22 protein-coding genes are annotated in these 24,879 nt (G+C 59.5%); 9 read left to right on the top strand and 13 right to left on the bottom strand.

Features of this window, described 5'->3' with window-relative positions:
• The first annotated feature begins 182 nt into the window (after positions 1-182).
• Positions 183-332: a hypothetical protein gene (locus BLU48_RS32015; protein ID WP_164484430.1), complete on the top strand. Its 150-nt coding sequence runs from the start codon at positions 183-185 to the stop codon at positions 330-332.
• 118 nt (positions 333-450) lie between these two features.
• On the opposite strand, the gene BLU48_RS13395 is transcribed toward BLU48_RS32015, so the two are convergent.
• From BLU48_RS13395 to BLU48_RS13385, 3 genes are read right to left on the bottom strand one after another with little or no spacing between them, the layout of a single operon-like run.
• Positions 451-1,794 (bottom strand): c-type cytochrome, encoded by a 1,344-nt coding sequence (locus tag BLU48_RS13395; RefSeq protein WP_057025383.1) that lies wholly within the window; start codon positions 1,792-1,794, stop codon positions 451-453.
• A gap of 16 nt (positions 1,795-1,810) precedes the next feature.
• Positions 1,811-4,057 (bottom strand): xanthine dehydrogenase family protein molybdopterin-binding subunit, encoded by a 2,247-nt coding sequence (locus BLU48_RS13390; RefSeq protein WP_057025382.1) that lies wholly within the window; start codon positions 4,055-4,057, stop codon positions 1,811-1,813.
• Positions 4,057-4,512 (bottom strand): (2Fe-2S)-binding protein, encoded by a 456-nt coding sequence (locus tag BLU48_RS13385; RefSeq protein WP_057025381.1) that lies wholly within the window; start codon positions 4,510-4,512, stop codon positions 4,057-4,059. Before BLU48_RS13385 ends, BLU48_RS13390 begins: the two co-directional genes overlap by 1 nt.
• A 557-nt stretch (positions 4,513-5,069) precedes the next feature.
• Between BLU48_RS13385 and BLU48_RS13380 the strand changes: the two genes are divergently transcribed.
• Entirely contained in the window at positions 5,070-6,194 is a 1,125-nt protein-coding gene (locus BLU48_RS13380) for an IS481 family transposase (RefSeq protein WP_057025743.1), read from the top strand.
• A gap of 351 nt (positions 6,195-6,545) precedes the next feature.
• Here the strand turns inward: BLU48_RS13380 and BLU48_RS13375 are convergent, their stop codons facing one another.
• Positions 6,546-7,481, bottom strand: coding sequence for a LysR family transcriptional regulator (locus tag BLU48_RS13375; RefSeq protein WP_057012394.1), 936 nt, complete (start codon positions 7,479-7,481; stop codon positions 6,546-6,548).
• A gap of 109 nt (positions 7,482-7,590) precedes the next feature.
• Between BLU48_RS13375 and BLU48_RS13370 the strand changes: the two genes are divergently transcribed.
• Together BLU48_RS13370 and BLU48_RS13365 are read left to right on the top strand one after the other, a co-directional pair.
• Positions 7,591-9,090 carry a CoA-acylating methylmalonate-semialdehyde dehydrogenase gene (locus tag BLU48_RS13370; RefSeq protein WP_057025347.1) on the top strand — a complete coding sequence of 500 codons (1,500 nt, stop codon included), beginning with the start codon at positions 7,591-7,593 and terminating at the stop codon, positions 9,088-9,090.
• A gap of 244 nt (positions 9,091-9,334) precedes the next feature.
• On the top strand, positions 9,335-10,111 hold the full coding sequence (locus tag BLU48_RS13365; protein ID WP_046072119.1) for an ABC transporter substrate-binding protein: 777 nt from the start codon (positions 9,335-9,337) through the stop codon (positions 10,109-10,111).
• 31 nt (positions 10,112-10,142) lie between these two features.
• Here the strand turns inward: BLU48_RS13365 and BLU48_RS13360 are convergent, their stop codons facing one another.
• The 9 genes from BLU48_RS13360 to xylA form a co-directional block, all read right to left on the bottom strand.
• Positions 10,143-10,769: a helix-turn-helix transcriptional regulator gene (locus BLU48_RS13360; RefSeq protein ID WP_057025346.1), complete on the bottom strand. Its 627-nt coding sequence runs from the start codon at positions 10,767-10,769 to the stop codon at positions 10,143-10,145.
• The gene (locus BLU48_RS13355; RefSeq protein ID WP_057025345.1) at positions 10,769-11,902 is read right to left on the bottom strand and encodes an NAD(P)/FAD-dependent oxidoreductase; all 1,134 of its coding nucleotides are present in this window, start codon (positions 11,900-11,902) and stop codon (positions 10,769-10,771) included. Before BLU48_RS13355 ends, BLU48_RS13360 begins: the two co-directional genes overlap by 1 nt.
• Positions 11,903-11,915: 13 nt before the next feature.
• Positions 11,916-12,863: an ornithine cyclodeaminase family protein gene (locus tag BLU48_RS13350; protein ID WP_057025344.1), complete on the bottom strand. Its 948-nt coding sequence runs from the start codon at positions 12,861-12,863 to the stop codon at positions 11,916-11,918.
• Between the two features lie 198 nt (positions 12,864-13,061).
• Positions 13,062-13,370, bottom strand: a complete 309-nt coding sequence (locus BLU48_RS13345) for a DUF6124 family protein (protein ID WP_057025343.1) — start codon at positions 13,368-13,370, stop codon at positions 13,062-13,064.
• Between the two features lie 455 nt (positions 13,371-13,825).
• Positions 13,826-14,134, bottom strand: coding sequence for a DUF6124 family protein (locus BLU48_RS13340; RefSeq protein ID WP_057025342.1), 309 nt, complete (start codon positions 14,132-14,134; stop codon positions 13,826-13,828).
• Between the two features lie 469 nt (positions 14,135-14,603).
• Positions 14,604-15,740, bottom strand: a complete 1,137-nt coding sequence (locus BLU48_RS13335; RefSeq protein ID WP_056846024.1) for a sugar ABC transporter permease — start codon at positions 15,738-15,740, stop codon at positions 14,604-14,606.
• Entirely contained in the window at positions 15,741-17,285 is a 1,545-nt protein-coding gene (xylG, locus tag BLU48_RS13330; RefSeq protein WP_172833420.1) for a D-xylose ABC transporter ATP-binding protein, read from the bottom strand.
• 5 nt (positions 17,286-17,290) lie between these two features.
• Entirely contained in the window at positions 17,291-18,292 is a 1,002-nt protein-coding gene (xylF, locus tag BLU48_RS13325; protein ID WP_057025340.1) for a D-xylose ABC transporter substrate-binding protein, read from the bottom strand.
• Between the two features lie 101 nt (positions 18,293-18,393).
• On the bottom strand, positions 18,394-19,710 hold the full coding sequence (gene xylA, locus BLU48_RS13320) for a xylose isomerase (RefSeq protein ID WP_057025339.1): 1,317 nt from the start codon (positions 19,708-19,710) through the stop codon (positions 18,394-18,396).
• 215 nt (positions 19,711-19,925) lie between these two features.
• On the opposite strand from xylA, the gene BLU48_RS13315 reads away from it, so the two are divergent.
• The 5 genes from BLU48_RS13315 (at position 19,926) to BLU48_RS13290 (ending at position 24,867) form a co-directional block, all read left to right on the top strand.
• Positions 19,926-20,408, top strand: coding sequence for a hypothetical protein (locus tag BLU48_RS13315; RefSeq protein WP_057025338.1), 483 nt, complete (start codon positions 19,926-19,928; stop codon positions 20,406-20,408).
• A gap of 62 nt (positions 20,409-20,470) precedes the next feature.
• Positions 20,471-21,880 (top strand): PAAR domain-containing protein, encoded by a 1,410-nt coding sequence (locus tag BLU48_RS13310; protein WP_057025337.1) that lies wholly within the window; start codon positions 20,471-20,473, stop codon positions 21,878-21,880.
• 449 nt (positions 21,881-22,329) lie between these two features.
• Complete coding sequence (locus BLU48_RS13300; protein ID WP_057025336.1) at positions 22,330-22,719, top strand: hypothetical protein; 390 nt, start codon at positions 22,330-22,332, stop codon at positions 22,717-22,719.
• Between the two features lie 349 nt (positions 22,720-23,068).
• Positions 23,069-24,481: a PAAR domain-containing protein gene (locus BLU48_RS13295; RefSeq protein ID WP_057025335.1), complete on the top strand. Its 1,413-nt coding sequence runs from the start codon at positions 23,069-23,071 to the stop codon at positions 24,479-24,481.
• Positions 24,478-24,867, top strand: coding sequence for a hypothetical protein (locus BLU48_RS13290; RefSeq protein ID WP_057025334.1), 390 nt, complete (start codon positions 24,478-24,480; stop codon positions 24,865-24,867). The genes BLU48_RS13295 and BLU48_RS13290 overlap by 4 nt, the downstream gene beginning before the upstream one ends.
• Positions 24,868-24,879 lie beyond the last annotated feature (12 nt).

Genomic DNA, 24,879 nt, shown 5'->3' with positions numbered 1-24,879 from the left:
CCGTGGGGGCTAAAGTTTTAACAATTTGCACAGGCTTCGACGAGTGGCCGACCATTCGTCCAAGCCTGCGCCGATTTGTTGAACGCCTGCGCCTTCGTTCCGGACAGATATATAACGGGCCGACGAACGTTGCGCTCGTCTGGCGCCCTGGATATCACTCACTCAGCAGCAGGTGAATCATCATGAAGAAGCTCTATATGTGTCTGGGATTGTGCAGCGCGTTCATGCTTCACGGCTGTTTTGACAGCTCCGACAACACCACCAAGGACAATACCAGCGGCACCAAGTCGTCGGTGCAGATGCAGGAAGGCAAGGCTGACGAGAGCAAGTAGAGGTCCCTGGACTAAATGTGGGAGGGGGCTTGCTCCCGATATAGGTGTGTCAGTCTATGCAGCTGTGACTGAACTACCGCCATCGGGAGCAAGCCCCCTCCCACAGTTCATACATCACTCAGCGCATATGCAGGATGATCGGGCTGCTACTCGCCGGGTCGGTATGCCCGCGCAATTTACCCACAGCCTTCGCATCGACCGCGCCACCGTTGTTGCCCCAGGTGCCGCGCACATAGCTCAGCACGTCGGCGATTTCCTGATCGGACAGTTGCTCACGGAACGCCGGCATACGGTAGGCGTCCGGCAGGCCGGCGGTCACCACGCGTTGCGAGCCGTTGAGGGTGATGTTGATCGCGGAGGCGTCTTCCTTCGCCAAGGCTGATGTGGCCCCAGCCAATGGCGGCATCCACTCCGGCTGGCCCTTGCCGTCCAGGCCGTGGCACGAGGCGCAGCGTGTGGCATAGGTATGGGCGCCCGGGTTTTGCGCCGGGGTGTTGGCGACCGCCTGATACTGCCACGGTGAGCCGTCACGCTGCGGGTCGCCGGGCAGTGACTTGAGGTAACGAGCGATGGCCGCCAGGTCCTCGTCCTGCATGAACTGCGTGGAGTTGTTGAACGCTTCAGTCATCGAACCGTAGACCACGGCATGGGCATTGCGCCCGGTCTTGAGGAACTGCACGATCTGCGCCTCGCTCCAGCGGCCCAGGCCGGTGTTGTGGTCCTGGCGCAGGCTCGGCGCGTACCAGCCGTCGAGCAGGGCACCGGCGAGGAACGGCGCGCCGGACTCATCCAGGGCTTTCTCGTTGAAGGCCAGGCCACGGGGTGTATGGCAACTGCCGCAATGGCCGGGGCCCTGGACTATATAGGCGCCACGGTTCCACAGTGCGTCCTGGCCGGGCTTGGCCGTATAGGTGGCGGTGGGGGCGAACACGCCGTTCCACAGGGCGATGGGCCAGCGCATATTGAGCGGCCAGGGAATGTCACTGGGGATGTTCGCCTGGTTGGCGGGTTGCACGCCTTGCATGAAAAACGCGTACAGCGCCTTCACGTCGTCATCGCTGAGCTTTACATAGGACGGGTAGGGCATAGCCGGGTACAGCCGTCGCCCGCCCGGCGCTACGCCGTGGCGTACGGCGCGGTCGAAGTCGGCCAGGCTATAGGCGCCAATGCCATGCTCGCGGTCGGGGGTGATGTTGGTGGCGTGAATCGCCCCCAGTGGCGTGGCCATTTCCAGGCCACCGGCAAAGGGCTGCTTGCCGGCGAGGCTGTGACAGGCCACGCAGTCACTCACCCGCGCAACGTATTCGCCGCGACTGACCAAGGCGGGCTCGAAACTTGTAGCCTGTTGCTGTTCAAAAGGCGAAGCGGGCTGGCGTGTGACGTACCAGGCCAGCAGGCCTGCGGCGACCAGGCAGGGCAGCACCAGCCACCCTGCGGTTCTTGCGAATCGGCGGTTGTTCATGGGCGTTCCCTGTCGGTTAGCTAAAGGTGTAGCGGCTCAATGGCAGACTGCGGATGCGCTGGCCGGTCAACTGCGCCACCGCGTTGGCCACCGCCGGCGCCACCGCGGGCAGCGGCGGTTCGCCGATACCGCCCATCTTTTCGCCACTCTCGACAATACGCACATGCACCCGCGCCATCCGCGCAGGCGGCAGCACTGGGTAAAGGTCGTAGTTGCGTGCCCGTGGCTTTCCATCCACGTACACCGCTTCCTCGATCAACGTTTGCGACAACCCCAGGGCCACAGCGCCGTGGACCTGGGCTTCAATGATCGCCGGGTTGACGATGCTGCCGGGGTCGATGGCCTGCCAGATGTCATGCACCTTGACCTGGCCGTTTTCAATCGACACTTCGGCGATCACCGCCGCATGGGAGCCAAACGGCGACGCCATGGCCACGCCCCGCGCACGCCGGCTGCCGTCTTCGGCGGTGAACGGGCCACGCTTCCAGCCACCGGACAGCTCACCCACGGCTTGCAGCAGGGTGGTCAATCGCGGGTTATCACGTAGCAGGTGCAGGCGCAGGTCAAAGGGATCTTGACCGCCTTTGTCCGCCAGCTCATCGAGGAACGCTTCGTAGAAGAAATCGTTGAGCGAGTTGCCTACAGAGCGCCAGTAGCCCAGCATCACCGGGCCCTTGACGTAGATCTGCGCGATGCGTTTGTTCGCGATTGCATAGGCCTTGCCCGACAGCCCCTCCATGGCCGTTGGGTCGATTTTTTCACCCTGTTTGCCGGCGAGGGCTTCGGTCGGGCCTTCGGTGGCGCTGACCGCCTCGATGGCCACCGGCAGGCCGTTGGCGTCCAGGCCGGCGCGGAACTTGACCACCGCCACCGGGCGCAGCACATCGCGCAGGAACTCTTCTTCACGGGTCCAGATCAGCTTGATCGGGCGCCCCACGGCCTTGGCCAACTCGATGGCCTGGGGGTAAGGGTTGGCGGACTCATAGAGAAAATGCCGGCCAAAGAAACCGCCCAGCAAGGGCGAGTGCAAGGTGATCTTCTCGGCGGCCAGGCCAGTGCGCTTGGCAATGTCGTTGCGGAACATATCCGGCGCCTGGTTGGGCAACCACACCTCCAGGGTGCCGTCCGGGTTGTAGCGTGCCAGGGCCGACGGCGGCTCAAGCTGGGCGTGGTTGAGGTATTGGTTGTGGTAGGTGGCCTGCACCTGGGTCTTGGCAGCGGCCAGCGCGCCGGCCACGTCGCCTTCGTTTTCGTCATCGCGGGCCGGGCCTTGCTGGGCGGCGAGGAAGTCGCGGTGCTTGTCGCTGGAAAAATCTGCCGGCATCACCCGTACCGTCGAATCGGCAGGGGCTTGCTGCCAGTCAACCTGGATGGCCTCGACCGCGCGCTTGGCGTGCCACCAGCGCTCGGCCACCACCGCCACCGCGCCGGGCAGCACATGCACCGAGTGCACGCCTTGCATGGCTTGTACCTCGGCCTGGTTGCGCAGGCTGCCCACGCTCATGCCCAGGCGCGGCGCATGCTGCACGGCGGCGTGGAGCATGCCGTCGACCTTGAGGTCGATGCAGTACTGCGCCTTGCCGGTGGATTTGTCGTAGGCATCCAGGCGCTTGACCGGCTTGCCGATCCAGCGGAACTGGCTCGGGTCGCGCAGGGTGATGCTGGCCGGGTCGGGCACCGGCATGTCCAGGGCGCGGCCGGCCAATTCACCATAGCCCAGGGAACGGCCCGACGCGGTATGCACCACGCGGCCGGGTTGGGTAGTCAATTGCGCCACCGGCACACCCATTTGTTCAGCCGCCGCTTGCAGCAGCATGGCCCGCGCCAGGGCGCCGAGGCGGCGCATGGTCGGATAGCTCATGCGCACCGACATACTGCCGCCGGTGATGCGCATACCGTTTTCCATCACTACATAGGCTTCGCCGGGCGGCGCACTTTCGACGATGAAAGTGGCCGGGTCGGCATCCAGTTCTTCGCCGACGATTTGCGCCATGGCCGTGTGGGTGCCTTGCCCGCCTTCCATGAACGGGCTGAGCAAGCGCACGCTGCCGTCCGGGCGAATCTCCAGGAACGCCGGCACCTGGGTGCCACGTTCGGCGGCGCTGGTAGCCGCTTGTACTCGGGCCGAGCCCAGCGGCAAGCCGAAACCGATCACCAGCGCGCCTACGGCGGTGCTGGCCAGGAAGCGGCGGCGGGACAGATTGATAGGCTCACCCGATGCCAGGTCCAGCAGGCCTTGAGGAATCTTGATGGGCGTATTCATCAGACGCTCTCCTGCTTTGCCAGGTCCTGCATGGCGCTCTGGATAGCGTTATAAGTGCCGCAGCGGCACAAGTTGATCATCGCCGCGTTAATCTGCTCAGCGGTGGGCGCCGGGGTGTGTTTGAGCAATGCAGTGGCCGCCATCACCTGCCCGGACTGACAGTAACCGCATTGCGCCACTTGGCGCTCGACCCAGGTGGCGACCACACGCTTGCCCACCTCATCGGTTTCGATGGCCTCGATGGTGGTGATTTCGCGGCCGATCACGCCCGCCACCGGGGTGACGCAGGAGCGCACCACGTTGCCGTCCACCAGCACCGAGCAGGCGCCGCACTGGGCCAGGCCGCAGCCGTACTTGGTGCCGGTCAGCCCCAGATTGTCGCGGATCACCCACAACAAGGGGGTGTCGGCTTCGGCATCGACTTGATAGGCCTTTTGGTTGATACGTAATTCCATGGCTCACCTGCTGATCAACGGTTGGTGGTGCTTTGTTTTTTATAAGGGGAGTGCGGCATGGCCTTCCCTCGGGGTCGCTCATGGGCGACTTGGTGTGGCGACGCGGTCGGGCAGGATTTTCATCCCCACCCCGCGCGCATTATTGGACTCTAGACTACGGCGCAAGGGCTATCTATGGCAGGGGCTGATAAGTCGGAGGATCAGGCAAGCATTCGCGAGGAATGAGCTATAGCAAATGTGGGAGGGGGCCCCGATGGCGGTGGGTCAGCCACAGGTGCACTTATTGGACGCCCTCATCGGGGCATAGGTATCTACACAACTTCTGGTATGGCGCTGTACCTGTGGGAGGGGGCTTGCTCCCGATGGCGGCCTGATAGCCGACCGGAATGTTGGATGGGTTCGAGTACATATCCATTGTTTAGGTGACGGCCACTATTGGTTCCGCTCTTACAGCGGCTCACTTTTGGAAGGACCTGTACGGACCGGACACATGGTTGACGGGTGTGCGGGGACATGGTGGACACTTTGCGGCGAACTAACTTCGCCGGGAAGCCATCATGCCTTGGACTACGAGAGACACCATGAGCCTGAAAGAAGAGTTCGTTGCCTTAGCACGGCAACCCGGCAGCAACAAACGTGAGCTGTGTCGACGATTCGGTATCAGCCCACAAACAGCGTACAAGTGGCTCAAACGCTACGAGGCGCTGGGTCAGCCTGGTCTGCAAGAGAAATCCCGCAGACCAGCGAGCAGTCCCAAACTGACCCAGACGGCCTTGGAAGCACAAGTCATCACACTTAGACAGGCCCATCCAGCATGGGGCGGACGCACAATTAGTAGCCTGTTGGAAAAGCGCATCGCCCCCAGCACCGTCACCAATATCTTGCACCGGCATGACCTGATTCAACCGTCTCTGAAGGAGCATTCGGCGACGCTGCGATTTGAACACGACGCGCCTAATGATCTTTGGCAGATGGATTTCAAAGGGCATTTCGCACTGCAGCAAGGTCGATGCCACCCCCTGACTCTGTTGGACGACCACTCCCGGTTCAGCCTAGCCATTGAGGCCTGTGATAACGAACGGGGAGCCACGGTGAAGGAGAAGATGATTGAGGTTTTCCAGCGCTATGGCTTGCCGGTTCGGATCAACGTTGATAACGGTGCTCCCTGGGGCTCGCCACGCAATCCAGGTGAGGTTTCAGAGTTGAGTATCTGGCTGATTCGCCTGGGAATCCGGATCAGCTTCAGCCGTCCTCGCCACCCTCAAACCAATGGAAAGATCGAACGTTTCCACCGCTCGCTCAAAGCAGAAGTACTTGATGGACGGTACTTTTCCACACTGATGGACGCTCAATCGGCTTTTGATCAATGGCGTGAGGTTTATAACCTGCAGCGCCCTCATCAGGCGCTGGGCTACAAGGTGCCGATGGACCGCTATCGGAGTAGCCCCTGGGCATATCCACAGCAACTGTCGGACTTTGAATATGGCCCAGATGATGTATTGGCAAAGGTTTATGACAGTCGATTTCGCTTTCAGAAACGCTACTTCAGCATCGCCAAAGGCCTGCGTGGGCAACACATAGCAATACGCCCTAACGCTGAAAGAGATGGCTTGTTTGACGTCTATTTCTGCCATCAATTTCTACGGACCTTCGACGTAAACAACCCTGACTACGGGGCATAATGTGTCCACTATGTCCCCGCACAGGTGTCAACCATGTGTCCGGTCCGTACAGAAGGACCCAAAAGTAAGCAAAAGGTCCTTGCCCCACCACTCGGCACCTCGCCCAGGCTCGGTGTGCCCGTAATCCGACAGGGATTTGGGGGGGCGCCGCCACGCGCCATCCATGGCGCGGGGCGGCTAAACCGGCATCCCTGCCGGTTTACCCCCCAAATCCCTGTCGAATTCCGGCCAGCGTGGTTTAACGGGGCGCCTAAGATCAAGATCAAGAGCGGCTCGCTTCGCATCGTGGTTACGTATCGGGGGCAAGCCTCCTTCCACATTTTCACTGATGCCAGCCAATACCACCTTTGATCAAATGAACCGAAACCCTCCCGCCAGTTTCTCCTTCAAATACCCCACCAACGCCGTCACTGCCTTGGGCACATGGGGCGAGTACGGCCTGATCAAATAGATCTCATCGGCAAACGCACCCTTGAGCGTCCACCCCTTCAATACCTGCACCAACTTGCCGCTGGCTAAAGCGGCCTGGGCACTGAAGTCTGGGAGCAGGGCGATGCCCAGGTGGTTGAGCGCCGCGTCACGCAAGGCTTCGCTGTTGTTGGTGGAAAAGCTGCCGGCGATGGGCACGGTGACGCGCTGGCTGTTTTTACCGCCGCGTTCGAAGGTCCAGGCCGGCTGGTCGCTGCCCCGTGGGTAGTAGAGGCAGTTATGCGCGCTGAGATCTGCCGGGGTTCGCGGTTCGCCGTGGTGTTGCAGGTAGTCTCGAGTGGCGACCAATACCGAGGTGGTGTCGCACAGCTTCCACGCCACATGGGTTTCCGGCACCTGGAAACCATGGCGCACCGCCAGGTCGTAACCCTCGGCCGCCAGTGAGCTCAAGGCGTCGGATACATCGAGCTGAATGCGCACCTGCGGATACTGCTGCAAAAAACCGGAAAGATGCGGCACCAGTTGTTGCCGAGCGAACGCCACCGGGGCGGTAAGGCGTACCAGGCCGCGAATCTCGCCGACCGAGTCGCGCACCGAGGAGAAGCTGCGAGCGATCTGCGCGTAGGCGCTGCGCACGTCGCGGGTCAAGGACAACCCGGCCTCGGTCAGTCGCACGCTGCGCGTGGTGCGGGTCACCAGGCGCGTGCCGGTGGCTTTCTCCAGGTCGGAGATACGCTGGCTGACCGCGGATTTGCTCACCCCCAGGCGGGCAGCCGCAGCGGTGTAGGTGCCGTGTTCCTCCAACACCGACAGCCAGTGAATGTGGGTCCACAAGCCTTCGATCTCAGCCTTTTCCATGAGTGTATTGTTCGCCTATCAGGACAATAAGTTCTGGATTCTGCTCTGGTTTGGAACAAATCGAAAGCCTATCGTGTGTCCCAACGCTACCCACCGGGGATCCACTGCCATGAACACCACCATCGAACACTACATCAACGACCAGCGCGTCAGCCGCGATGATCGCTACCAGGACGTCTACAACCCAGCCACGGGCGAAGTGACCGGGCGCGTAGCCCTGGCCAGCCGCCAGACCGTGGCCGAAGCCGTCGATGCCGCCCAGGCTGCTTTTGCCGGGTGGGCCGACACGCCGCCGATCCGCCGCGCCCGTGTACTGTTCGAATACCTGCACCTGCTGCGCGAACGCAAGGACGACCTGGCGCGCATCATCGTCGCCGAGCATGGCAAGGTGTTCACCGATGCCCAGGGCGAAGTCGACCGTGGCATCGATATCCTCGAATTCGCCTGCGGCATTCCCAACCTGCTCAAGGGCGAGCATTCCGACCAGGTGTCCCGTGGCATGGACAACTGGACGATGCGCCAACCTCTGGGCGTCGTCGCTGGCGTCACGCCGTTCAACTTCCCGGTGATGGTGCCGATGTGGATGTACCCCATCGCCATCGCGGCGGGTAACACCTTCATCCTCAAGCCCAGCCCTACTGACCCGAGTGCCGCGCTGTTCATGGCCGAGCTGCTGCGTGAAGCCGGCTTGCCCAAAGGTGTGTTCAACGTGGTGCAGGGCGACAAGGAGTCGGTGGACGCACTGATCGAACACCCCGACGTCAAGGCCGTGAGTTTTGTCGGCTCCACGCCCATCGCCCAGTACATCTATGAGAGCGGTGCACGTCACGGCAAGCGCGTGCAGGGCCTGGGCGGGGCGAAGAACCATATGGTGGTGATGCCCGATGCCGATATCGAGCGTACCGTCGACGCGCTGATGGGCGCCGCCTACGGCAGTGCCGGCGAGCGCTGCATGGCGATCTCGGTGGCGGTGCTGGTGGGGGATGTGGGCGATAAAGTCATTGCCGCCTTGACCGAGCGCGCCAAGACGTTGCGCATCACCGATGGCCGCGATTTGAAAGCCGAAATGGGTCCGATTGTGTCGCGGGCCGCGCTGGAGCGCATCAGCGGCTATATCGAGCAGGGCGTACAGGCCGGCGCGCACTTGTTGCTCGATGGCCGTGACTACCTGCCCACCGAGCCCGGCCTGGAAAACGGCTTCTGGCTCGGCGCCACCTTGTTCGACCACGTGACCCGGGACATGAGCATCTACCGCGAAGAAATCTTCGGCCCGGTTCTGGCCTGTGTACGCGTGAATGATTTCGCCGAGGCGGTAAAGCTGGTCAACGACCATGAGTTCGGCAACGGCGTCAGCTGCTTCACCCGCGACGGCAACATCGCCCGCGAATTCGCTCGCCGCATTGAAGTGGGTATGGTCGGCATCAACGTGCCGATCCCGGTGCCAATGGCCTGGCATGGTTTTGGTGGCTGGAAGAAGAGCCTGTTCGGCGACATGCATGCCTACGGCACCGAGGGCGTGCGCTTCTACACCAAGCAGAAGTCGATCATGCAGCGTTGGTCGGAGAGCATTGAGCAGGGCGCGGAATTTGCGATGCCGGTGTCCAAGTAAGATCTCACAGGCACTGTAGATCCAAGTGTGGGAGGGGGCTTGCTCCCGATTGCAGAGTGTCAGGCACTGTAAAGGTGGCTGATACACCGCAATCGGGGGCAAGCCCCCTCCCACATTTTTATGTGTTTGCTCTGAATTGACGCTAAGAACATAAAAGTCCAGTATGGAATTATAAGTACAAATTCATCGCTACACGTTTTTCTTCACTCTTGCCAAACCAACAACAACCCGCGAGAACCCGATCATGAAGAAACGTCACCTTATCCCCGCCCTGGCCCTGAGCCTGTTTGCCGCAAGTCACTTGCTCGCCGCCGAGAAACCGCTGCGTATCGGCATCGAGGCCGCTTACCCGCCGTTCGCCTCAAAGACTGGTGACGGCAAGATCGTCGGTTTCGACTACGACATCGGCAACGCCCTGTGTGCGCAAATGAAGGTCAAGTGTGTGTGGGTCGAAGGTGAGTTCGACGGTCTGATTCCGTCCCTCAAGGTCAAGAAAATCGACATGGCGCTGTCGTCCATGACCATCAACGAAGACCGCAAGAAATCAGTGGATTTCACCCACAAGTATTATTTCACCTCCTCACGCCTGGTGATGAAGGACGGTGCGGTAGTGGATGACCAGTACGCCAGCCTCAAGGGCAAGAACGTCGGCGTGCAGCGCGCCACTACCACCGACCGTTATGCCACCGAGGTGTTCGAGCCCAAGGGCATCAACGTCAAGCGCTACAGCAATAACGAAGAAATCTACATGGACCTGGCAGCAGGGCGCCTGGATGCGATCTTTGCCGACACCATCCCCCTGAGCGACTTCCTGGCGATGCCACGCGGCCAGGGCTACGCCTTTGTCGGCCCGGAGCTCAAGGATCCGAAATACGTGGGCGAGGGTGCGGGGATTGCGGTGCGCAAGGGCAATACGGCATTGGTCAGCGAGTTGAATGCGGCCATCGATGGCATTCGAGCCAGTGGCGAATACCAGAAGATTTCGCAGCAGTACTTCAAGACCGATATCTACGGCGACTGAAGGTCACTGCGGCGAACGGGTGTGGCGGGCGTTAACCCTTCAACTCCTTCAAATGCTTGTAGACCGTCGCCCGCCCCATGCCCAGCACATTGGCCACATAGTTGGAGGCGCTCTTGCCCTTGAATGCGCCTTCGGCATGCAGCGCCAGCACCAGTTCACGCTTGTGGTCGCGGGTCAGCAGGTTGAGGCTCAGCTGACGCTCGCGCAGCCAGGCATGCAGGAACGTGTTGATGCGTTCCTGCCAATCATCGCGAAACAGTGCATCCGGCTGGGCGATCAGCTTGCTCGGCGACAGGAACAGGTCCAGCGCCGCCTTGGCGGTTTCAAACATCGAGATATTCAGGTTGATGCACAGCACGGCCAGCCGGCGACCTTTGTGGTCGTGCAACACAGTGCTCAGGCTGCGAATTTTCTGACCGTCCCAGTTGAGTTTTTCGTAAGGGCCGATATTCACTTCGCTGATGTCACCGTCCAGCATGTCCTCCAGCGACGAATCATCACCCAAACTGCGTTTAGATAGATTGTTGGCGATGTAGTCGACGGTTTGCGTACGCAAGTCATGCAGCACCACTTCCGCATGGGGAAAGAACAGGGTGGCGATCGCATCGGCGATGCCACGAAAGTTTTGCATGACGGTGTCTTGTTCGGCGATGGTCATCAATGGGGCTCCAGGCGGACGGGGGAGAGCATACCAGCGTCCAGGCCGAATCGCGTCAGCGCCTCGGGCAGCGGCGCGCCGCGCACCAGTGCGGCGCTGGCCTGGCCCATGGCGGGCGACGTCTGGATACCATAACCACCCTGTGCTGCCACCCAGAACAGCCCTGGCACCTGCGGGTCAAAACCGCAGAGCAAATCACCGTCGTGCACGAAACTGCGCAGCCCGGCCCAGGTGCGCGTCGGGCGGCGGATGGTCAGGGTGGTGGCCTCTTCAATCTGGTAGATGCCCATGGCGATATCCAGTTCTTCGGGCTGCACGTCCTGGGGCTCCACTGGGTCGGCGTTGGCCGGCGAGCCAAGGAACATGCCGGCATCCGGCTTCATGTAGAAGGCTTCATCGAGGGCTACCAGCATTGGCCAATCATGGCTATTCACACCATCGGGGCCGGCGAAGATAAAGGCCGAGCGGCGCTTGGGTTGCAGGCCGATGGCCGCCGCGCCGGCCAGCCCGCCGATATGGTCGGCCCAGGCGCCGGCGGCGTTGATGATGACTGGGGCGCTGAAGGTTGCATCCTGGGTACGCACTTGCCAACAACCGTCGGCATCGCGGCTCAGGCCCAGCACATGGCTGTCGGTGCGTACCTCGCCGTGGTTACGGCGGATACCGCGCAGATAGCCCTGGTGTAGGGCGTCGGTGTCGATGTCGCAGGCGGTGGGGTCATAGATGGCACCGTGGACTTTCTCACGGCGCAGGATCGGCAGCCGTGCACAGGCTTCGTCGGCACTCAGGCGTTCCACCTGTTCGACAGTAGCCTTGGCGTTCAGGTATTGGCTGTCCAGCTCAGCTGGATCGCCGTTAAAGTCGACGGTCATTTCGCCGCGGGGTGTGAGCAGTGGATGCTCGCAGAAGCCCGCTGGCGGTTGATCGAAAAACGCCCGGCTGGCCAGGGTCAGCGCGCGCACCTGGGGGGTGCCATAGGCCGCGGTATACAAGGCCGCCGAACGCCCTGTGGAGTGATAGGCCGGGTGGTTTTCACGCTCCAGCACCAGCACCTTGCCGTGCTGCGACAACCAGAAACCTGTGGATGCGCCGGCAATGCCGCCGCCGATGATGATGAAGTCTGCCTGCTGCATAAAAATCTCCGGGTTAGCGCTGCAGTTGGTACAAGGCATTGGCCAATGCAATATCTTCCAGGCCCAGGCCGATGGAGCGGAAAAATACAGACCGATCGTAGTTTGGACGTTGCGCCATGTCGCTGAGCAATTCGGGCAAGTCGCCGAGCACTGCGCGCTTGTCCCAGCCGTGCTGTTCGCTGGCGATCAGCATATCGCCGGCCGCGCCCGGGGTGGTCTGCCGGTAGTCGCAATACACCTGCATCTGGTTGAGGCACGCCGGGGGCACTTCATGGGCACGGGGTGCATTGGTGCTGATGGAGGTGATCAGGGCAGGCTTGCGCAAGCGCATCGGGTCGATCACTGGGCCTGCCGATGAGGTGCAGAGCATAATCACATCCGCGTCCTCTACAGCGGCATCGCAAGTGTCGGCGAGGGCCAGGCGCGGGTCCAGGCCGGTCAACTGCGCACGGGTGTCGGCGCTGGCACTGCCAAGGCTGGGGGAGTACAGGCGGATGTGCTGCCAGTCGCGCAGGTTCTGCACATAACGCAGGTGCGCCTGGGCGACCTTGCCGCTGCCGATGATCGCCAGGCGCTGTGCCGTCGCCGGGGCCAGGGCGTCCACCGCCAATGCGGTGATCGCGGCGGTGCGCGCAGTGGTCAACTCAGAAGCGTCGCACAACAGCAGCGGCTGGCCGCTGTGCATCGACATCAACAGCGTCCACGCCGTCACCAGTGGCCCTTGCTCACGCACGATATAGGGCGAGGTCTTGACCCCATACACCCCGTCCTCGGCCAGCACCCCCAGGTAGTTGATAAAGTCACCGGCACCGTGGGGGAACTCCACCCACTGCTGCGGCGGTTGCACGGCCTGCCCGGCGGCCAGGTCGCAGAACAGCTTGCGCAGGATAAGCGGCACGTCTATCTGGGCGAGCAATGCCCGCGCCTGAACTTGATCGATGATGAGGGGGGCATTGGACATGGATGTCTCCAGGTAAACTAATTTGTCTATTATGGACATTTAGTTCTTGTGCGCAATAACCCCTGGAAAAAATGGAGATCAATGTGGGAGATCAAAGTGGGAGGGGGCTTGCCCCCGATAGCGGTGTATCAGTCAAGCAGATACTGACTGACACTCAGCCATCGGGAGCAAGCCCCCTCCCACAGTTTCAACCGCGTTCTATGCAGTGGCTTTTGTGCAGGTCAGGCATTCGATGGAGCGATCCACGGTGGTCTTGGCAATTTCCAGCAAATGCCACACCGCCAGGATCTTCGCCCGCTCGGGGCTTTGCAGCAGCTCGCCGCAGTCCAGCGCGGTGGCGGATGCGCTGTCGAGCAGACTGGCGGTGTAGAGCAGGGCATCTTCGAAGCTCAGGTCTTCGTTGACACAGTGGAAGCCTTGGGTGGGCAGGTAGTGGTCGATGGCGCGGTTGAAGGCGGCGCGGTCTTTTGCGGGATCGATGGGTGGATCGGGTAGGACTTTATTCATGGTGTAGTTCCTGTCTGAATATCAAGGAGCTGACACCTTTCGCGACTAAACGAAGGTGGCGGCTGTACGCAGGTTAGTCGACCGGTCAGAACAGGAACCCGGCGCGCCCGAGGGCGCCCTGCGCACAGCCACCATAAAGCTTCATGGGAGCATGCGCCTGTTCAAAATCCGGGCGACTAAACCCGATCACTGAATTGGCAGTGACGGACCGCAGACTAGCCATCGATTCCAGCAGGCACAAGGCGGCAGGGATTGTCTAGGAAACGTCCTGCAATTTAAAGAGACACGCCTTGCTGGCCCTTTAAAAACCATGACCAAATGCCACCAACCCCTCATTTGGAATGCAGACAAATGTGGGAGGGGGCTTGCTCCCGATGGCGGTATGTCAGTAACAAATGTGCTTACTGACACTCCGCCATCGGGAGCAAGCCCCCTCCCACAGTTTTAACCGCGTTTTAGGCAGTGGCTTTTGTGCAGGTCAGGCATTCGATGGAGCGATCCACCGTGGTCTTGGCAATTTCCAGCAAATGCCACACCGCCAGGATCTTCGCCCGCTCGGGGCTTTGCAGCAGCTCGCCGCAATCCAGTGCGGTGGCGGAGGCGCTATCGAGCAGACTGGCGGTGTAGAGCAGGGCGTCTTCGAAGCTCAGGTCTTCGTTGACACAGTGGAAGCCTTGGGTGGGCAGGTAGTGGTCGATGGCGCGGTTGAAGGCGGCGCGGTCTTTTGCGGGATCGCGGGGTGGGTCGGGTAGGACTTTACTCATTGTTTAGCTTCCTTTTGGTTTCAAGGAGCCGAACCTTTCGCGACTAAACGTAGGGTGGCGGCTGTACGCAGGTTAGTCGACCGGCCAAAAGGCAAAATCCGGCGCACCCAAGGGCGCCCTGCGCACAGCCACCGTAAAACATGGGTGGTTCATGCGCCTTTTGGAATACCGGGCGACTAAACCCGATCACTGAATTGGCAGTGACGGACCGCAGACTAGCCATCGATTCCAGCAGGCACAAGGCGGCAGGGATTGTCTAGGAAACGTCCTGCAATTTAAAGAGACACGCCTTGCTGGCCCTTTAAAAACCATGACCAAATGCCACCAACCCCTCATTTGGAATGCAGACAAATGTGGGAGGGGGCTTGCTCCCGATGGCGGTGTGTCAGTCACAGATGTGTTCACTGACACTCCCTCATCGGGAGCAAGCCCCCTCCCACAGGGTTACTCAGTGTTGGTAAGCATGGGCTTACCGCCGACCCGCCCGCGTACTCACATCCACCCACACCGCCAGCACCAGAATGCTGCCCTTCACAATCATCTGCCAGTAACTGTCCACGTCCAGCATCGACATGCCGTTATCCAGGCTGGTAATCACCAAGGCCCCGAGCAACGCGCCGTATACCGTGCCCGAGCCGCCACGCATCGAGGTGCCGCCAATAAAGCAGGCGGCGATGGCGTCGAGTTCACCCATGTTGCCCGCCGACGGTGACCCGGCAGCGAGGCGGGCGGTGTTGACCAGGCCGGCGAGGGCGCACATCACGCCCATGATGCCGAAGATCCACAGTTTCACCGCTTGCACATTGATGCCCGACAGGCGTGTGGCTTCCATATTGCTGCCCACCGCGTACACCCGTCGACCAAAAACGGTCTGGCTGGTGACGTAGCTGAACACGCCGAGCAGCACCAGCAACAGCAGCACCGGCACCGGGATGCCGTCGTAGCTGTTGAGGGTGGTGACAAACCCGGCGAGCACCGCGCCGATCAGCACCACACGCAGCCCGTCACGCACCAGCGAGTGCGCGGCCAGGCCATGCAGCGCGCGGTTACGCCGTTGTTTCCAGGTCAGAAAAAGCGTCAGTGCGAACAGCACTACACCCAGCCCTGCGCCTACCGTGTGAGGCAAGTAACCCTGGCCCACATACACCAGCGATGGCGACACCGGCGCGATGGTGGTGCCGCCGGTAATCCCCAGCAGAATCCCGCGAAATGCCAGCATGCCGCCCAGGCCGACGATAAACGAGGGGATGCGCAGGTAAGCGGTCATGTAGCCGTTGGCCAGGCCGATCATCAGGCCGCACAGCGCCACCAGGCTGAGGTTGGCCAGCAGCGGCACGTGATAAACCACGTCGAGGATCGCCGCCAGCCCGCCCAGCAGCCCGAGCAACGAGCCCACCGACAAATCGATCTCGCCGCTGATGATCACCAGCACCATGCCGCACGCCAATATTCCGGTGATCGACATCTGCCGCAGCAGGTTGGACAGGTTGCGCGGGGTGAGGAAGCCGCCCTCGGTCTGCCAGCTGAAAAACAGCCAGATAAACGCCACGGCGATCACCAGCGCGAGCATTTTGTAGCGGGTGAAAAGGTGTTTGACCTGATTCATCTACAGGGTCTTCCGAAGGTTATTAGGTTGGCTGAGCGCCGCGGCGAGCACCTGTTCCTGGGTCAGGCCGGCATTGACGAAATCGCCCCGCAGCTGGCCGTCGCCCATCACCAGCACGCGGTTGGATACCCCCAGTACCTCGGCCAGTTCCGAGGAGACCATGATGATCGACACGCCTTCGGCCGCCAGCGCGCCCATCAGCTTGTAGATCTCGTACTTGGCGCCCACATCCACACCCCGCGTGGGTTCATCGAGGATCAGCACCTTGGGCTTGGCCATCAGCATTTTCGCCAGCACGGCCTTCTGCTGGTTGCCGCCGGAGAGGCTGGTGATCGGCAGGAACGGGCTGGCGGTCTTGAGGTGCATACGCGCGATTTGCTGGTCGATGCTGCCCAGTTCGGCCTCGGCGTCGATGCGGGTCAGGTGCGCATAGGTATCAAGTACCGCCAGGGTGATGTTATGGCCCACACCCAGGTCGGGGATGATGCCCTGGCGCTTGCGGTCCTCGGGCACCATGCACAGCCCGGCGCGGATCGACTTCAGCGGCGTGCGTGTGTCGATCAGTTGGCCGTCCAGCCACACCTCGGCGCTGTAGCGGCCGGGGTAGGCGCCGAAGAGTGCCGACACCAGTTCGGTGCGCCCGGCGCCTACGAGCCCTGCAATGCCGAGGATTTCGCCGCGTTTGAGCACGAAGGAAATATTGTCGACACGCTTGCGCTTGGGGTTGTCGACGTCGTAGCAGGTGACATTGCGCGCTTCGAAAATCACCTCGCCCACTTCATGGGGTTCGGTGGGGTAGAGGTTGCTCATCTCGCGGCCGACCATCTGCGTGATGATCCGGGGGATGTCCATGTCGGCCATGGCGGTGGTCGCGATGTGTTTGCCATCGCGAATCACCGCGATGGTGTCGCACACCGCCGCCACTTCATCGAGCTTGTGGGAGATATACACGCAGGCCACGCCCTTGGCCTTGAGGTCCCGGATAATGTCCAGCAGCACTTCGATTTCCGAACGGGTCAACGCCGAAGAAGGCTCATCAAGAATCAACAGGCGCGCCTGCTTGTTGAGGGCCTTGGCGATTTCCACCAGTTGCTGGTAGCCGCCGCCGTACTGCGACACCGGCAGCGCCACATTCATGTCCGGCACCTTCAGCTCGCGCATCAAGGCTTCGGCACGGTGCAGCATCGCCGGGTAGTTCATGCGCCCGCCGGGCAGGGTCAGCTCGTGGCCCATGAAGATGTTTTCGGCCACCGACAGGTCCGGCACCAGGGTCAGTTCCTGGTGGATGATAACGATGCCGGCCGCCTCGGTTTCGCTGATGGACTGGGCCTTGAGCGGCTGCCCATCCCAGAGGATTTCACCCTCCCAGGTGCCATGGGGGTAGACCGCCGACAGCACCTTCATCAAGGTGGACTTACCGGCACCGTTCTCGCCGCACAGGCCGACGCATTCCCCGGGCCTGACTTTGATATCGATGCCATTCAACGCGTTGACACCGCCAAAGCTTTTGACGATGCCGTTCATTTGCAGCAGGTAGTCGGCCATAGCGGTCACTGCCCGGCGATCTGCTCTTTGGTATAGAACCCGTCCTTTTCCAACAGGTCGATGTTGGCCTTGGTCAACGGCGTCGGGGTGAGCAGGATGGTGTCGACCTTCTTGCTGCCATTGTCATACTGCGAGCTGTAAGTGGGTTTTTCGTTGCGCGCCAGTTGCACCGAGAGCTTGGCGGCTTCGGTGGCGATCAGCTTGAGCGGCTTGTAGACGGTCATGGTCTGGGTGCCGTCGATCACGCGCTTGACCGCCGCGAGGTCGGCGTCCTGGCCGGAGATCGGCACCTTGCCCGCCAGCTTCTGCGCAGCCAGGGCCTGGATTGCGCCGCCGGCGGTGGCGTCGTTGGACGCGACGATGGCGTCGATCTTGTTGTCATTACGGGTCAGGGCGTTTTCGACGATGCTCAAGGCTTCGGTGGGGTTCCACTCCTTGACCCATTGCTGGCCGACAATCTTGATATCGCCCTTGTCGATGGCCGGTTGCAGCACCTTCATCTGGCCTTCGCGCAGCACCTTGGCGTTGTTGTCCGTCGGTGCGCCGCCGAGCAGGAAGTAGTTGCCCTTTGGCGCCGCCTGCAGCACACCGTTGGCCTGCATCTCGCCGACTTTTTCGTTATCGAAGGAAATGTACGCGTCGATATCCGCGTTGAGGATCAGGCGGTCATAAGACACCACCTTGATCCCGGCCTTCTTGGCTTCGGCCACGGCATTGGTCAGCACCGTGGCGTTGAACGGCACGATCACGATCACATCGACGCCCCGGGAGATCAGGTTTTCGATCTGGGAAATCTGCTTCTGTTCGTTGGCATCGGCGGACTGCACGAACACCTTGGCGTCGAGTTTTTCCGCGGCCGCAACAAAGTAATCGCGGTCGCGGGACCAGCGCTCCAGGCGCAGGTCATCGATGGAAAACCCGATCTTCGGATGGGCAGAATCGGCCATCACCGGCAGGGCAAGCAGGGCCAGGGCCGTGGCGAGCAGGGTGCGTTTAAATGATTTCATGGTGGTGCGTCCCTTTATTGTTGTTGGAAAGACACAAGGTGATGCGGGTAGAACTGTAGAGCGTCCCTTGACGCTCTGTGCATAGATTTGTCGTGCAAATGTCACCGATAGATAAACCGATTCACAACCCCCTCCAGCATTTCCTGCCGACCACTCACCGCCTGCGGGTTCAGCTCCTGGGCGAACGCATGCTCAGCCAGGGACTGCAGGCTGAACTCACCCGCCAGCACCGCCTGGCCCAGCGGCTGCTGCCAACCGGCATAACGCTGGTCCTTGAACTGCTGCAAGCGGTCGTCCTGCACCATCGCCGCCGCACGCTCCAGGGCCAGGGCCAGCACGTCCATGGCCGCTACATGCCCGTGGAACAGGTCTACCTCGTCCAGGCTCTGGCGCCGGACCTTGGAGTCGAAGTTGTAGCCGCCGTTCTTGAAGCCCCCGGCCTTGAGGATTTCATAGGTGGCCAGGGTCATTTCCTCAACGCTGTTGGGGAACTGGTCGGTGTCCCAGCCGTTCTGCGGGTCACCGCGGTTGGCGTCGATGCTGCCGAAGATCCCCAGTGACACGGCGGTGGCGATCTCATGATGAAAACTGTGCCCGGCCAATGTCGCGTGGTTGGCCTCGATGTTCACTTTGATCTCCTGCTCCAGGCCGTACTCATGCAGGAAGCCGAACACCGTGGCGCTGTCGTAATCGTACTGGTGCTTGGTCGGCTCCTGGGGCTTGGGTTCAATCAACAGGTCGCCGGTAAAGCCGATCTTGTGCTTGTGCTCCACCACCATGCGCATAAAGCGCCCAAGCTGCTCGCGCTCGCGCTTGAGGTCGGTGTTGAGCAGGGTTTCATACCCTTCACGACCACCCCATAGCACATAGTTGGCACCCTTGAGCCGCAGCGTGGCGTTCATCGCACTGAACACCTGGGCGGCAGCGAAAGCGAACACTTCCGGGTCCGGATTACTCGCGGCCCCGGCGGCAAAACGCGGGTTGCTGAAGCAGTTGGCGGTGCCCCATAGCAGCTTGATGCCGGTCTGTTCCTGATGACGCTCCAGGTGATCGACCATCTGCGCAAAGTGGTTGCGGTACTCCTTGAGCGAGCTGCCCTCCGGCGCCACGTCGGTGTCGTGGAAACTGTAGTAGTCGATACCCAGCTTGGAAAAAAACTCAAAGGCCGCCTCCGCCTTGCCGATCGCCAGCTCCATCGGATCGCCACTGCGCTGCCATGGGCGCTTGAACGTGCCCATGCCAAACATATCCGCCCCTGGCCACACAAAGGTGTGCCAGTAACAGGCGGCCATGCGCAGGTGCTCCCGCATGGGTTTGCCGAGGATGAGTTTGTTGGCGTCGTAATGGCGAAAGGCGAGGGGGGATTCGCTGGCAGGGCCTTCGAAGCGAACCTTGTCGACACCGGGAAAGTACGGCATGGCGGTTTCCTTATTGTTCTTGGCGGTGCCTGGATACTAGCAACGGCACCTGGGGTGCTGATTATGAAAATCACCAAGGTGTAGTGCGATTTTGAGTGGGGCGTTCAGAACGGCTCAGGGAGTACGTGATTTAGGGAAACGTCTGACTTTACGGTGGGGATATGCCTCTTCAAAGTTTGGGGGTGTCAGCTAAGACCATCAATAAGGAAGACATCATGAACGCATCGCACTTTTCGCTATATACCAATGAAGTGACGCCTGACTTACTCAATCAATTAAATAAATCACCCTTTACGGAGCAGCAGTTATCCAGCTTCAATGAGCGCGCTTTGCAGCTCGTTAAGGATCAGCAGGCTTATTGCAACGCTCACCCGCCTATTGCTATTTACCGAATTGCCGCCGAAGGCAGTCAGACCCGTAACGGTGGTGTCATCAAGAAAACCGCTTCAGGGCTTGAGTTTAGATTGGCCGACGGCTCGCAAGTACGTGCGGCACACAAGGGTGATTACGTGGAATATGCCGACGGCACTCAAGCGCCTATCGTGACAGGATCGGGCGAAGATAATGGCCATCTCGCGCTGGTAGGCAGTTATCTCAGCAATGGCGACCAGATTATTAATACGCCTCAAGACTCGTCAATCTTGATTGAACGTCAGGGCGTTCCATTGGCAAAAGATTTTCTACCGTCTATGAAATAGCAGGGGCGCAATGTCCTGTTGGAAATATGCCGGGACGTCCGGAACAGATTAAGGAAAAAACAATGAGCGTAGGTTATTTCATTGGCCTGGGTGATAAAACCACCTGCGGCGGGGAAGTGCTGGACGGAGATAACAGAATCAACATACATGGCCTTCTTCATGCGTGCGAAGGTGACCGAGTTACCTGTGGCAAGGATGGGCAAACCTATAGGATCGTCGGTGGCATTTCATTCATGAACAGCCATGGCCGGCTTATGGCCGGTACGTTGGATAGCTACAGTGACTGTCCCTGTAAAGCCGAGCTGGTGCCTTCGGTGTTTTCAGCCAAGTATCACAGCAGAGGTGGCTCGGTGGTGAGTGCCAACAGGCAAGCCGCGGAGCCGGTCCGGCCAACGACTCACTGGGCAGCGCCGTCTCAAAACGCTTACACCCCGACAAGCCATTCGGCGCCGCCCGCATTTAACAACCTCTCGAGCCAGGAACCAGGTTTTTATATCGTGCCCAAAAGCATGACTCGCGAAGCACTGGAGGCCACGCTGTTTCCAATTCACGATCCGGCTGTGATGCGCAAGTTTCAATCACTGAACCCCAATACAAGTCACGTCAAAGCCGGCTCGATGATCGTGCTCAGCGATCCGAACAACACCTCCTGCACCTATCAGGAAGCGCAACTGATGCAGGCCGCTCGGCAGGTCGATGCCTCCCTGGATGCCTTGACGCCAGACGAGGCCGACTTCCTGTTTCGCCACGGCGCCGAAATCGCAGGTTTCATCGGCCATACCTCAACCTGGCTCGGCGTGAGTGCGGTGGTGATGGAGAAGCACCTGAGTAATCTGCGCGACACACTCCAGGCGATGGAGCGCCTGCATCAGGAAAGCTATCGGCAGCACGGCCACCTTAAATCGCCGCAGTTCTTTGCTGATCGTCAGCGGCTGATGAACCAGCTGGACGCCCATTTGCTCAACTCCACGCGCCTGCGCGGCCAGACAACTTTGGGCGATCACCCGAAGTTGAAAACGGCCCTGGGTATTTCCAGCCGCAGCCTGGTGCATCACTGGGACAAGGCGGGCGGGCCGGGGCAGATTCCGGGGTATGCCGCTCATGTTGAGGCGACGAGTCGGGCTGCAAAATACATGAAGACCGGCGGGTATATCGGGATTGGTATTGGCGGAGTGTCGTCGGTTCTGGCTATTCAGCAAGTATGTAACGGCGATTCGGATGCTGCTTGTGAGAAGGTTAAGTTTATTGAAGGGGGGAAATTTGGTGGGTCTACTATTGGTGGTTATATGACTGGAAAGATCGCCCAATCAGCAAGTGGCCCCATCTGCTTGGCGCTTGGCGTCTCTACGGGTATAGGTGGTGTTGTTTGTGTTGCGGTCGTTGTGGGAGCTGGAACTTGGCTGGGTACGACTGTCGGTGGTATGAAGGGCGAGGGGTTAGGAGAGAAATTGTATGAGAAAACCTTGCCATGATAACGGAGGAATTTTGGAGGTCTTGGCTGGGTATCTGCCTTGTAGCTGGCCCATTCCTGCTTGGACTTACCAGCGTTGTATATAGTCTGTATCTAAGCCGTCGCCATTTGGACTCCATAAAAGCTGCTTTGAAGAACAGTCGTTATGTGTATCTTTGGGGGCCGAGCCTAGGAACGCGAGGTTTAGTATGGTCCCTCTTGGAGATAGCAAAAATTACAGGAATGGTAATGATGCCTAGGGCATATATCCGTCTGGGAGACCTCGACCCTGTAGATCTGAAGGATTTCCCTCAAGATTTGAAGCTTCTTTTGAAGATTGATTTTGTGATGCTGACTAGTGGTGTCGTTTGGCTAGCGATCATATCTGTGCTGCAGGAGCTTTAATGATTTGGTGGATGGGATGCTAGGTGGCGAATACATAGGCGAAATGATTTACGAGGCTACACAGCGATGACCAGCATCGATACCTGGCCAAGGTGGGTCGCGATCATTATCACGGGAGGTCCCGGTCTGCTCTCCGTAATTGGTCTTGCTTACAGTCTGTACATGACCCATCGTCATTTGGATGCTATCAAGGAAGCCTTAAAAAACAGTCACTACATTTATATTTGGGGAAGTAGTCTAGGGAAAAGAGGTTTGCTTTGGTCCCTGCTGGAAATGGCAAAAATTGCCGGAATGGTGGTGTGGCCGAAGGCTTCTATTATAAGTGGGGAGCTGGATCCAATAGACCTTCAAAATTTCCCTCCTCATTTGAAACGACACTTGATCGCTATTACTACGATGGCCTTCACAGCTCTAACTTGGGGAATAGTTGCAGCCTTGCTGGTGAAATATAGGTAGTTTGGGTAGCGATGGCCTTGGCTGTAAATGTTATCGGCGTTCCAATCGTGGCCTGGACATCATTAGGCCTCGGTTGGTACGCCCGGAGGATGGTTGGTGAAACTGTTTGGAGAGAAATTCAACCTACGGTGAAAAATTGGTGAGTACGTGGGTGAAAAAATCTACGAGGGTCCTAGCAACGGCACCTGAGGTGCTGCTTATGAAAATCACCAAGGTGTAGTGCGATTTTGAGTGGGGGAGTCAGAACGGCTCAGGGAGTACGTGATTTAGGGAAACGTCTGACTTTACGGTGGGGAAATGCCTCTTCAAGGTTCGGGTGTTGATCAACTTTAGCTAAGTGGGGCAGTAAATGAGAAAAGGACACTATGTTGTTTTAGGTGACCAAACGACGTGCGGCGGACGAATTCTCGAAGGTGATCCAACATTCAAGTTACGTGGCCTTCACCGTGCTCTGGAAGGTGCTCGGGTCACTTGCGGAAATCATGCCGGAAGTTTTCGGATCCTAGGCGGCATTTCCAATATGAGGCGTAATGGAAAACGTGTTGCTGGCACGCTGGATAGCGTGAGCAGTTGCCCCTGTGGAGCCCGGCTGATTCCTTCGGTATTAACGGCCACCTACGAAAAGCGAGAAGCAGAACCGCCAGCGAGTCAGCGGGTTGCTCAACCGGGCGAGGCAACTGTAAACGGTAACCCAGTGACACCGTCTCAGTCTGCTTTCACGCCTTCCGATCATGCAGTGCCAACGGTAGTCAACAGCGTGCAGGGTCAGGAACCAGGCTTCTATATCGTGCCCAAGAGCATGTCCCGCGAAGCACTGGAGGCGGCACTTTTCCCGACGCTCGACCCGGCTGTGATGCGCAAGTTTCAATCACTGAATCCCAACACAGGGCACGTCAAAGCCGGCTCGATGATCGTGCTCAGCGATCCGAACAACACCTCCTGCACTTATCAGGAAGCGCAACTGATGCAGGCTGCTCGACAGGTTGACGCCTCCCTGGATGCCTTGACGCCAGACGAGGCCGACTTCCTGTTTCGCCACGGCGCTGAAATTGCCGGGTTTATCGGCCATACCTCAACCTGGCTCGGCGTGAGTGCGGTGGTGATGGAGAAGCACCTGAGTAATCTGCGCGACACACTCCAGGCGATGGAGCGCTTGCACCAGGAAAGCTATCGGCAGCACGGCCACCTTAGATCACCGCAGTTCTTTGCTGATCGTCAGCGACTGATGAACCAGCTGGATGCCCATTTGCTCAACTCCACGCGCTTGCGCGGGCAGACAACCTTGGGCGATCACCCGAAGTTGAAAACGGCCCTGGGCATTTCCAGCCGCAGCTTGGTGCATCACTGGGACAAGGCGGGCGGGCCGGGTCAGATTCCGGGGTATGCGGCTCATGTGGAGGCTGTTAGTCGTGCCACGAAGTATATGAAGGCAGGTGGTTATATCGGTATAGGCCTTGGTGGGGTGTCTTCGTTGTTGGCTATTCAGCAGGTGTGTAATGGGGATTCTGGGGCGGCGTGTGAGAAGGTTAAATTTACTGAAGGAGGGAAATTCGCTGGGTCTACTGCTATCGGTGCTGCAAGCGGATTGGCAGCCAGCTATGCCAGTACTGCAGTGTGCGTAGCACTAGGCGTCACAACAGGAATCGGTGGTGTTATCTGCGTCGCTGCTGTTGTAGGCACTGGCGCCTGGGTGGGTACGACTTACGGTGGTAAAACGGGTGAGTACATAGGTGAAAAAATTTACGAGGCAAGGCAGCCATGACCGGTATCGACACTTGGCCTCCCTGGATCGCAATCATCGTTACAGGGGGGCCAATTTTGCTTGCCGCTGCTGGCATTACTTTTAGTCTTTACCTTAGTCGTCGACACTTGGACTCTATGAAAGATGCGCTGAAAAACAGTCGTTTTATTTATATCTGGGGAACAAGCCTGGGAAAGAGGGGGGTAATCTGGTCGCTTCTGGAAATATCAAAAATTGCCGGAATGGTGACGTTACCGAAGGCGTCTATTCGCATCGGAGAACTGGACCCTGTCGATCTTGAAAACTTCCCACCTCATCTAAAACGTCTGTTGACCATCAATATGATGATGTTGATCGGTTCCGTCTTTTGGGCAGCAGTTGCAGCCATATTGGTGGAATTTAGGTAAGTTAAGCGGGCC

The sequence above is a fragment of the Pseudomonas synxantha genome, from assembly GCF_900105675.1.
GTDB lineage: Bacteria > Pseudomonadota > Gammaproteobacteria > Pseudomonadales > Pseudomonadaceae > Aquipseudomonas > Aquipseudomonas synxantha.
The sequence above is the reverse complement of the archived record's forward strand: the minus strand, read 5'-3'. Positions and strand labels throughout refer to the sequence as shown.

Bases quoted from the DNA above. Each gene is read 5' to 3' on its own strand.
- BLU48_RS13295 (WP_057025335.1), top strand. From the start codon at position 23,069: ATGAGAAAAGGACACTATGTTGTTTTAGGTGACCAAACGACGTGCGGC.
- BLU48_RS13345 (WP_057025343.1), bottom strand. From the start codon at position 13,370: ATGAATAAAGTCCTACCCGATCCACCCATCGATCCCGCAAAAGACCGC.
- BLU48_RS13395 (WP_057025383.1), bottom strand. From the start codon at position 1,794: ATGAACAACCGCCGATTCGCAAGAACCGCAGGGTGGCTGGTGCTGCCC.
- BLU48_RS13360 (WP_057025346.1), bottom strand. From the start codon at position 10,769: ATGACCATCGCCGAACAAGACACCGTCATGCAAAACTTTCGTGGCATC.
- xylA (WP_057025339.1), bottom strand. From the start codon at position 19,710: ATGCCGTACTTTCCCGGTGTCGACAAGGTTCGCTTCGAAGGCCCTGCC.
- BLU48_RS13300 (WP_057025336.1), top strand. From the start codon at position 22,330: ATGACCAGCATCGATACCTGGCCAAGGTGGGTCGCGATCATTATCACG.
- BLU48_RS13370 (WP_057025347.1), top strand. From the start codon at position 7,591: ATGAACACCACCATCGAACACTACATCAACGACCAGCGCGTCAGCCGC.
- BLU48_RS13310 (WP_057025337.1), top strand. From the start codon at position 20,471: ATGAGCGTAGGTTATTTCATTGGCCTGGGTGATAAAACCACCTGCGGC.
- BLU48_RS13385 (WP_057025381.1), bottom strand. From the start codon at position 4,512: ATGGAATTACGTATCAACCAAAAGGCCTATCAAGTCGATGCCGAAGCC.
- BLU48_RS13350 (WP_057025344.1), bottom strand. From the start codon at position 12,863: ATGTCCAATGCCCCCCTCATCATCGATCAAGTTCAGGCGCGGGCATTG.
- BLU48_RS13355 (WP_057025345.1), bottom strand. From the start codon at position 11,902: ATGCAGCAGGCAGACTTCATCATCATCGGCGGCGGCATTGCCGGCGCA.
- BLU48_RS13315 (WP_057025338.1), top strand. From the start codon at position 19,926: ATGAACGCATCGCACTTTTCGCTATATACCAATGAAGTGACGCCTGAC.
- BLU48_RS13290 (WP_057025334.1), top strand. From the start codon at position 24,478: ATGACCGGTATCGACACTTGGCCTCCCTGGATCGCAATCATCGTTACA.
- BLU48_RS13340 (WP_057025342.1), bottom strand. From the start codon at position 14,134: ATGAGTAAAGTCCTACCCGACCCACCCCGCGATCCCGCAAAAGACCGC.
- BLU48_RS13375 (WP_057012394.1), bottom strand. From the start codon at position 7,481: ATGGAAAAGGCTGAGATCGAAGGCTTGTGGACCCACATTCACTGGCTG.
- BLU48_RS13390 (WP_057025382.1), bottom strand. From the start codon at position 4,057: ATGAATACGCCCATCAAGATTCCTCAAGGCCTGCTGGACCTGGCATCG.
- xylG (WP_172833420.1), bottom strand. From the start codon at position 17,285: ATGGCCGACTACCTGCTGCAAATGAACGGCATCGTCAAAAGCTTTGGC.
- BLU48_RS13365 (WP_046072119.1), top strand. From the start codon at position 9,335: ATGAAGAAACGTCACCTTATCCCCGCCCTGGCCCTGAGCCTGTTTGCC.
- xylF (WP_057025340.1), bottom strand. From the start codon at position 18,292: ATGAAATCATTTAAACGCACCCTGCTCGCCACGGCCCTGGCCCTGCTT.
- BLU48_RS13335 (WP_056846024.1), bottom strand. From the start codon at position 15,740: ATGAATCAGGTCAAACACCTTTTCACCCGCTACAAAATGCTCGCGCTG.
- BLU48_RS13380 (WP_057025743.1), top strand. From the start codon at position 5,070: ATGCCTTGGACTACGAGAGACACCATGAGCCTGAAAGAAGAGTTCGTT.
- BLU48_RS32015 (WP_164484430.1), top strand. From the start codon at position 183: ATGAAGAAGCTCTATATGTGTCTGGGATTGTGCAGCGCGTTCATGCTT.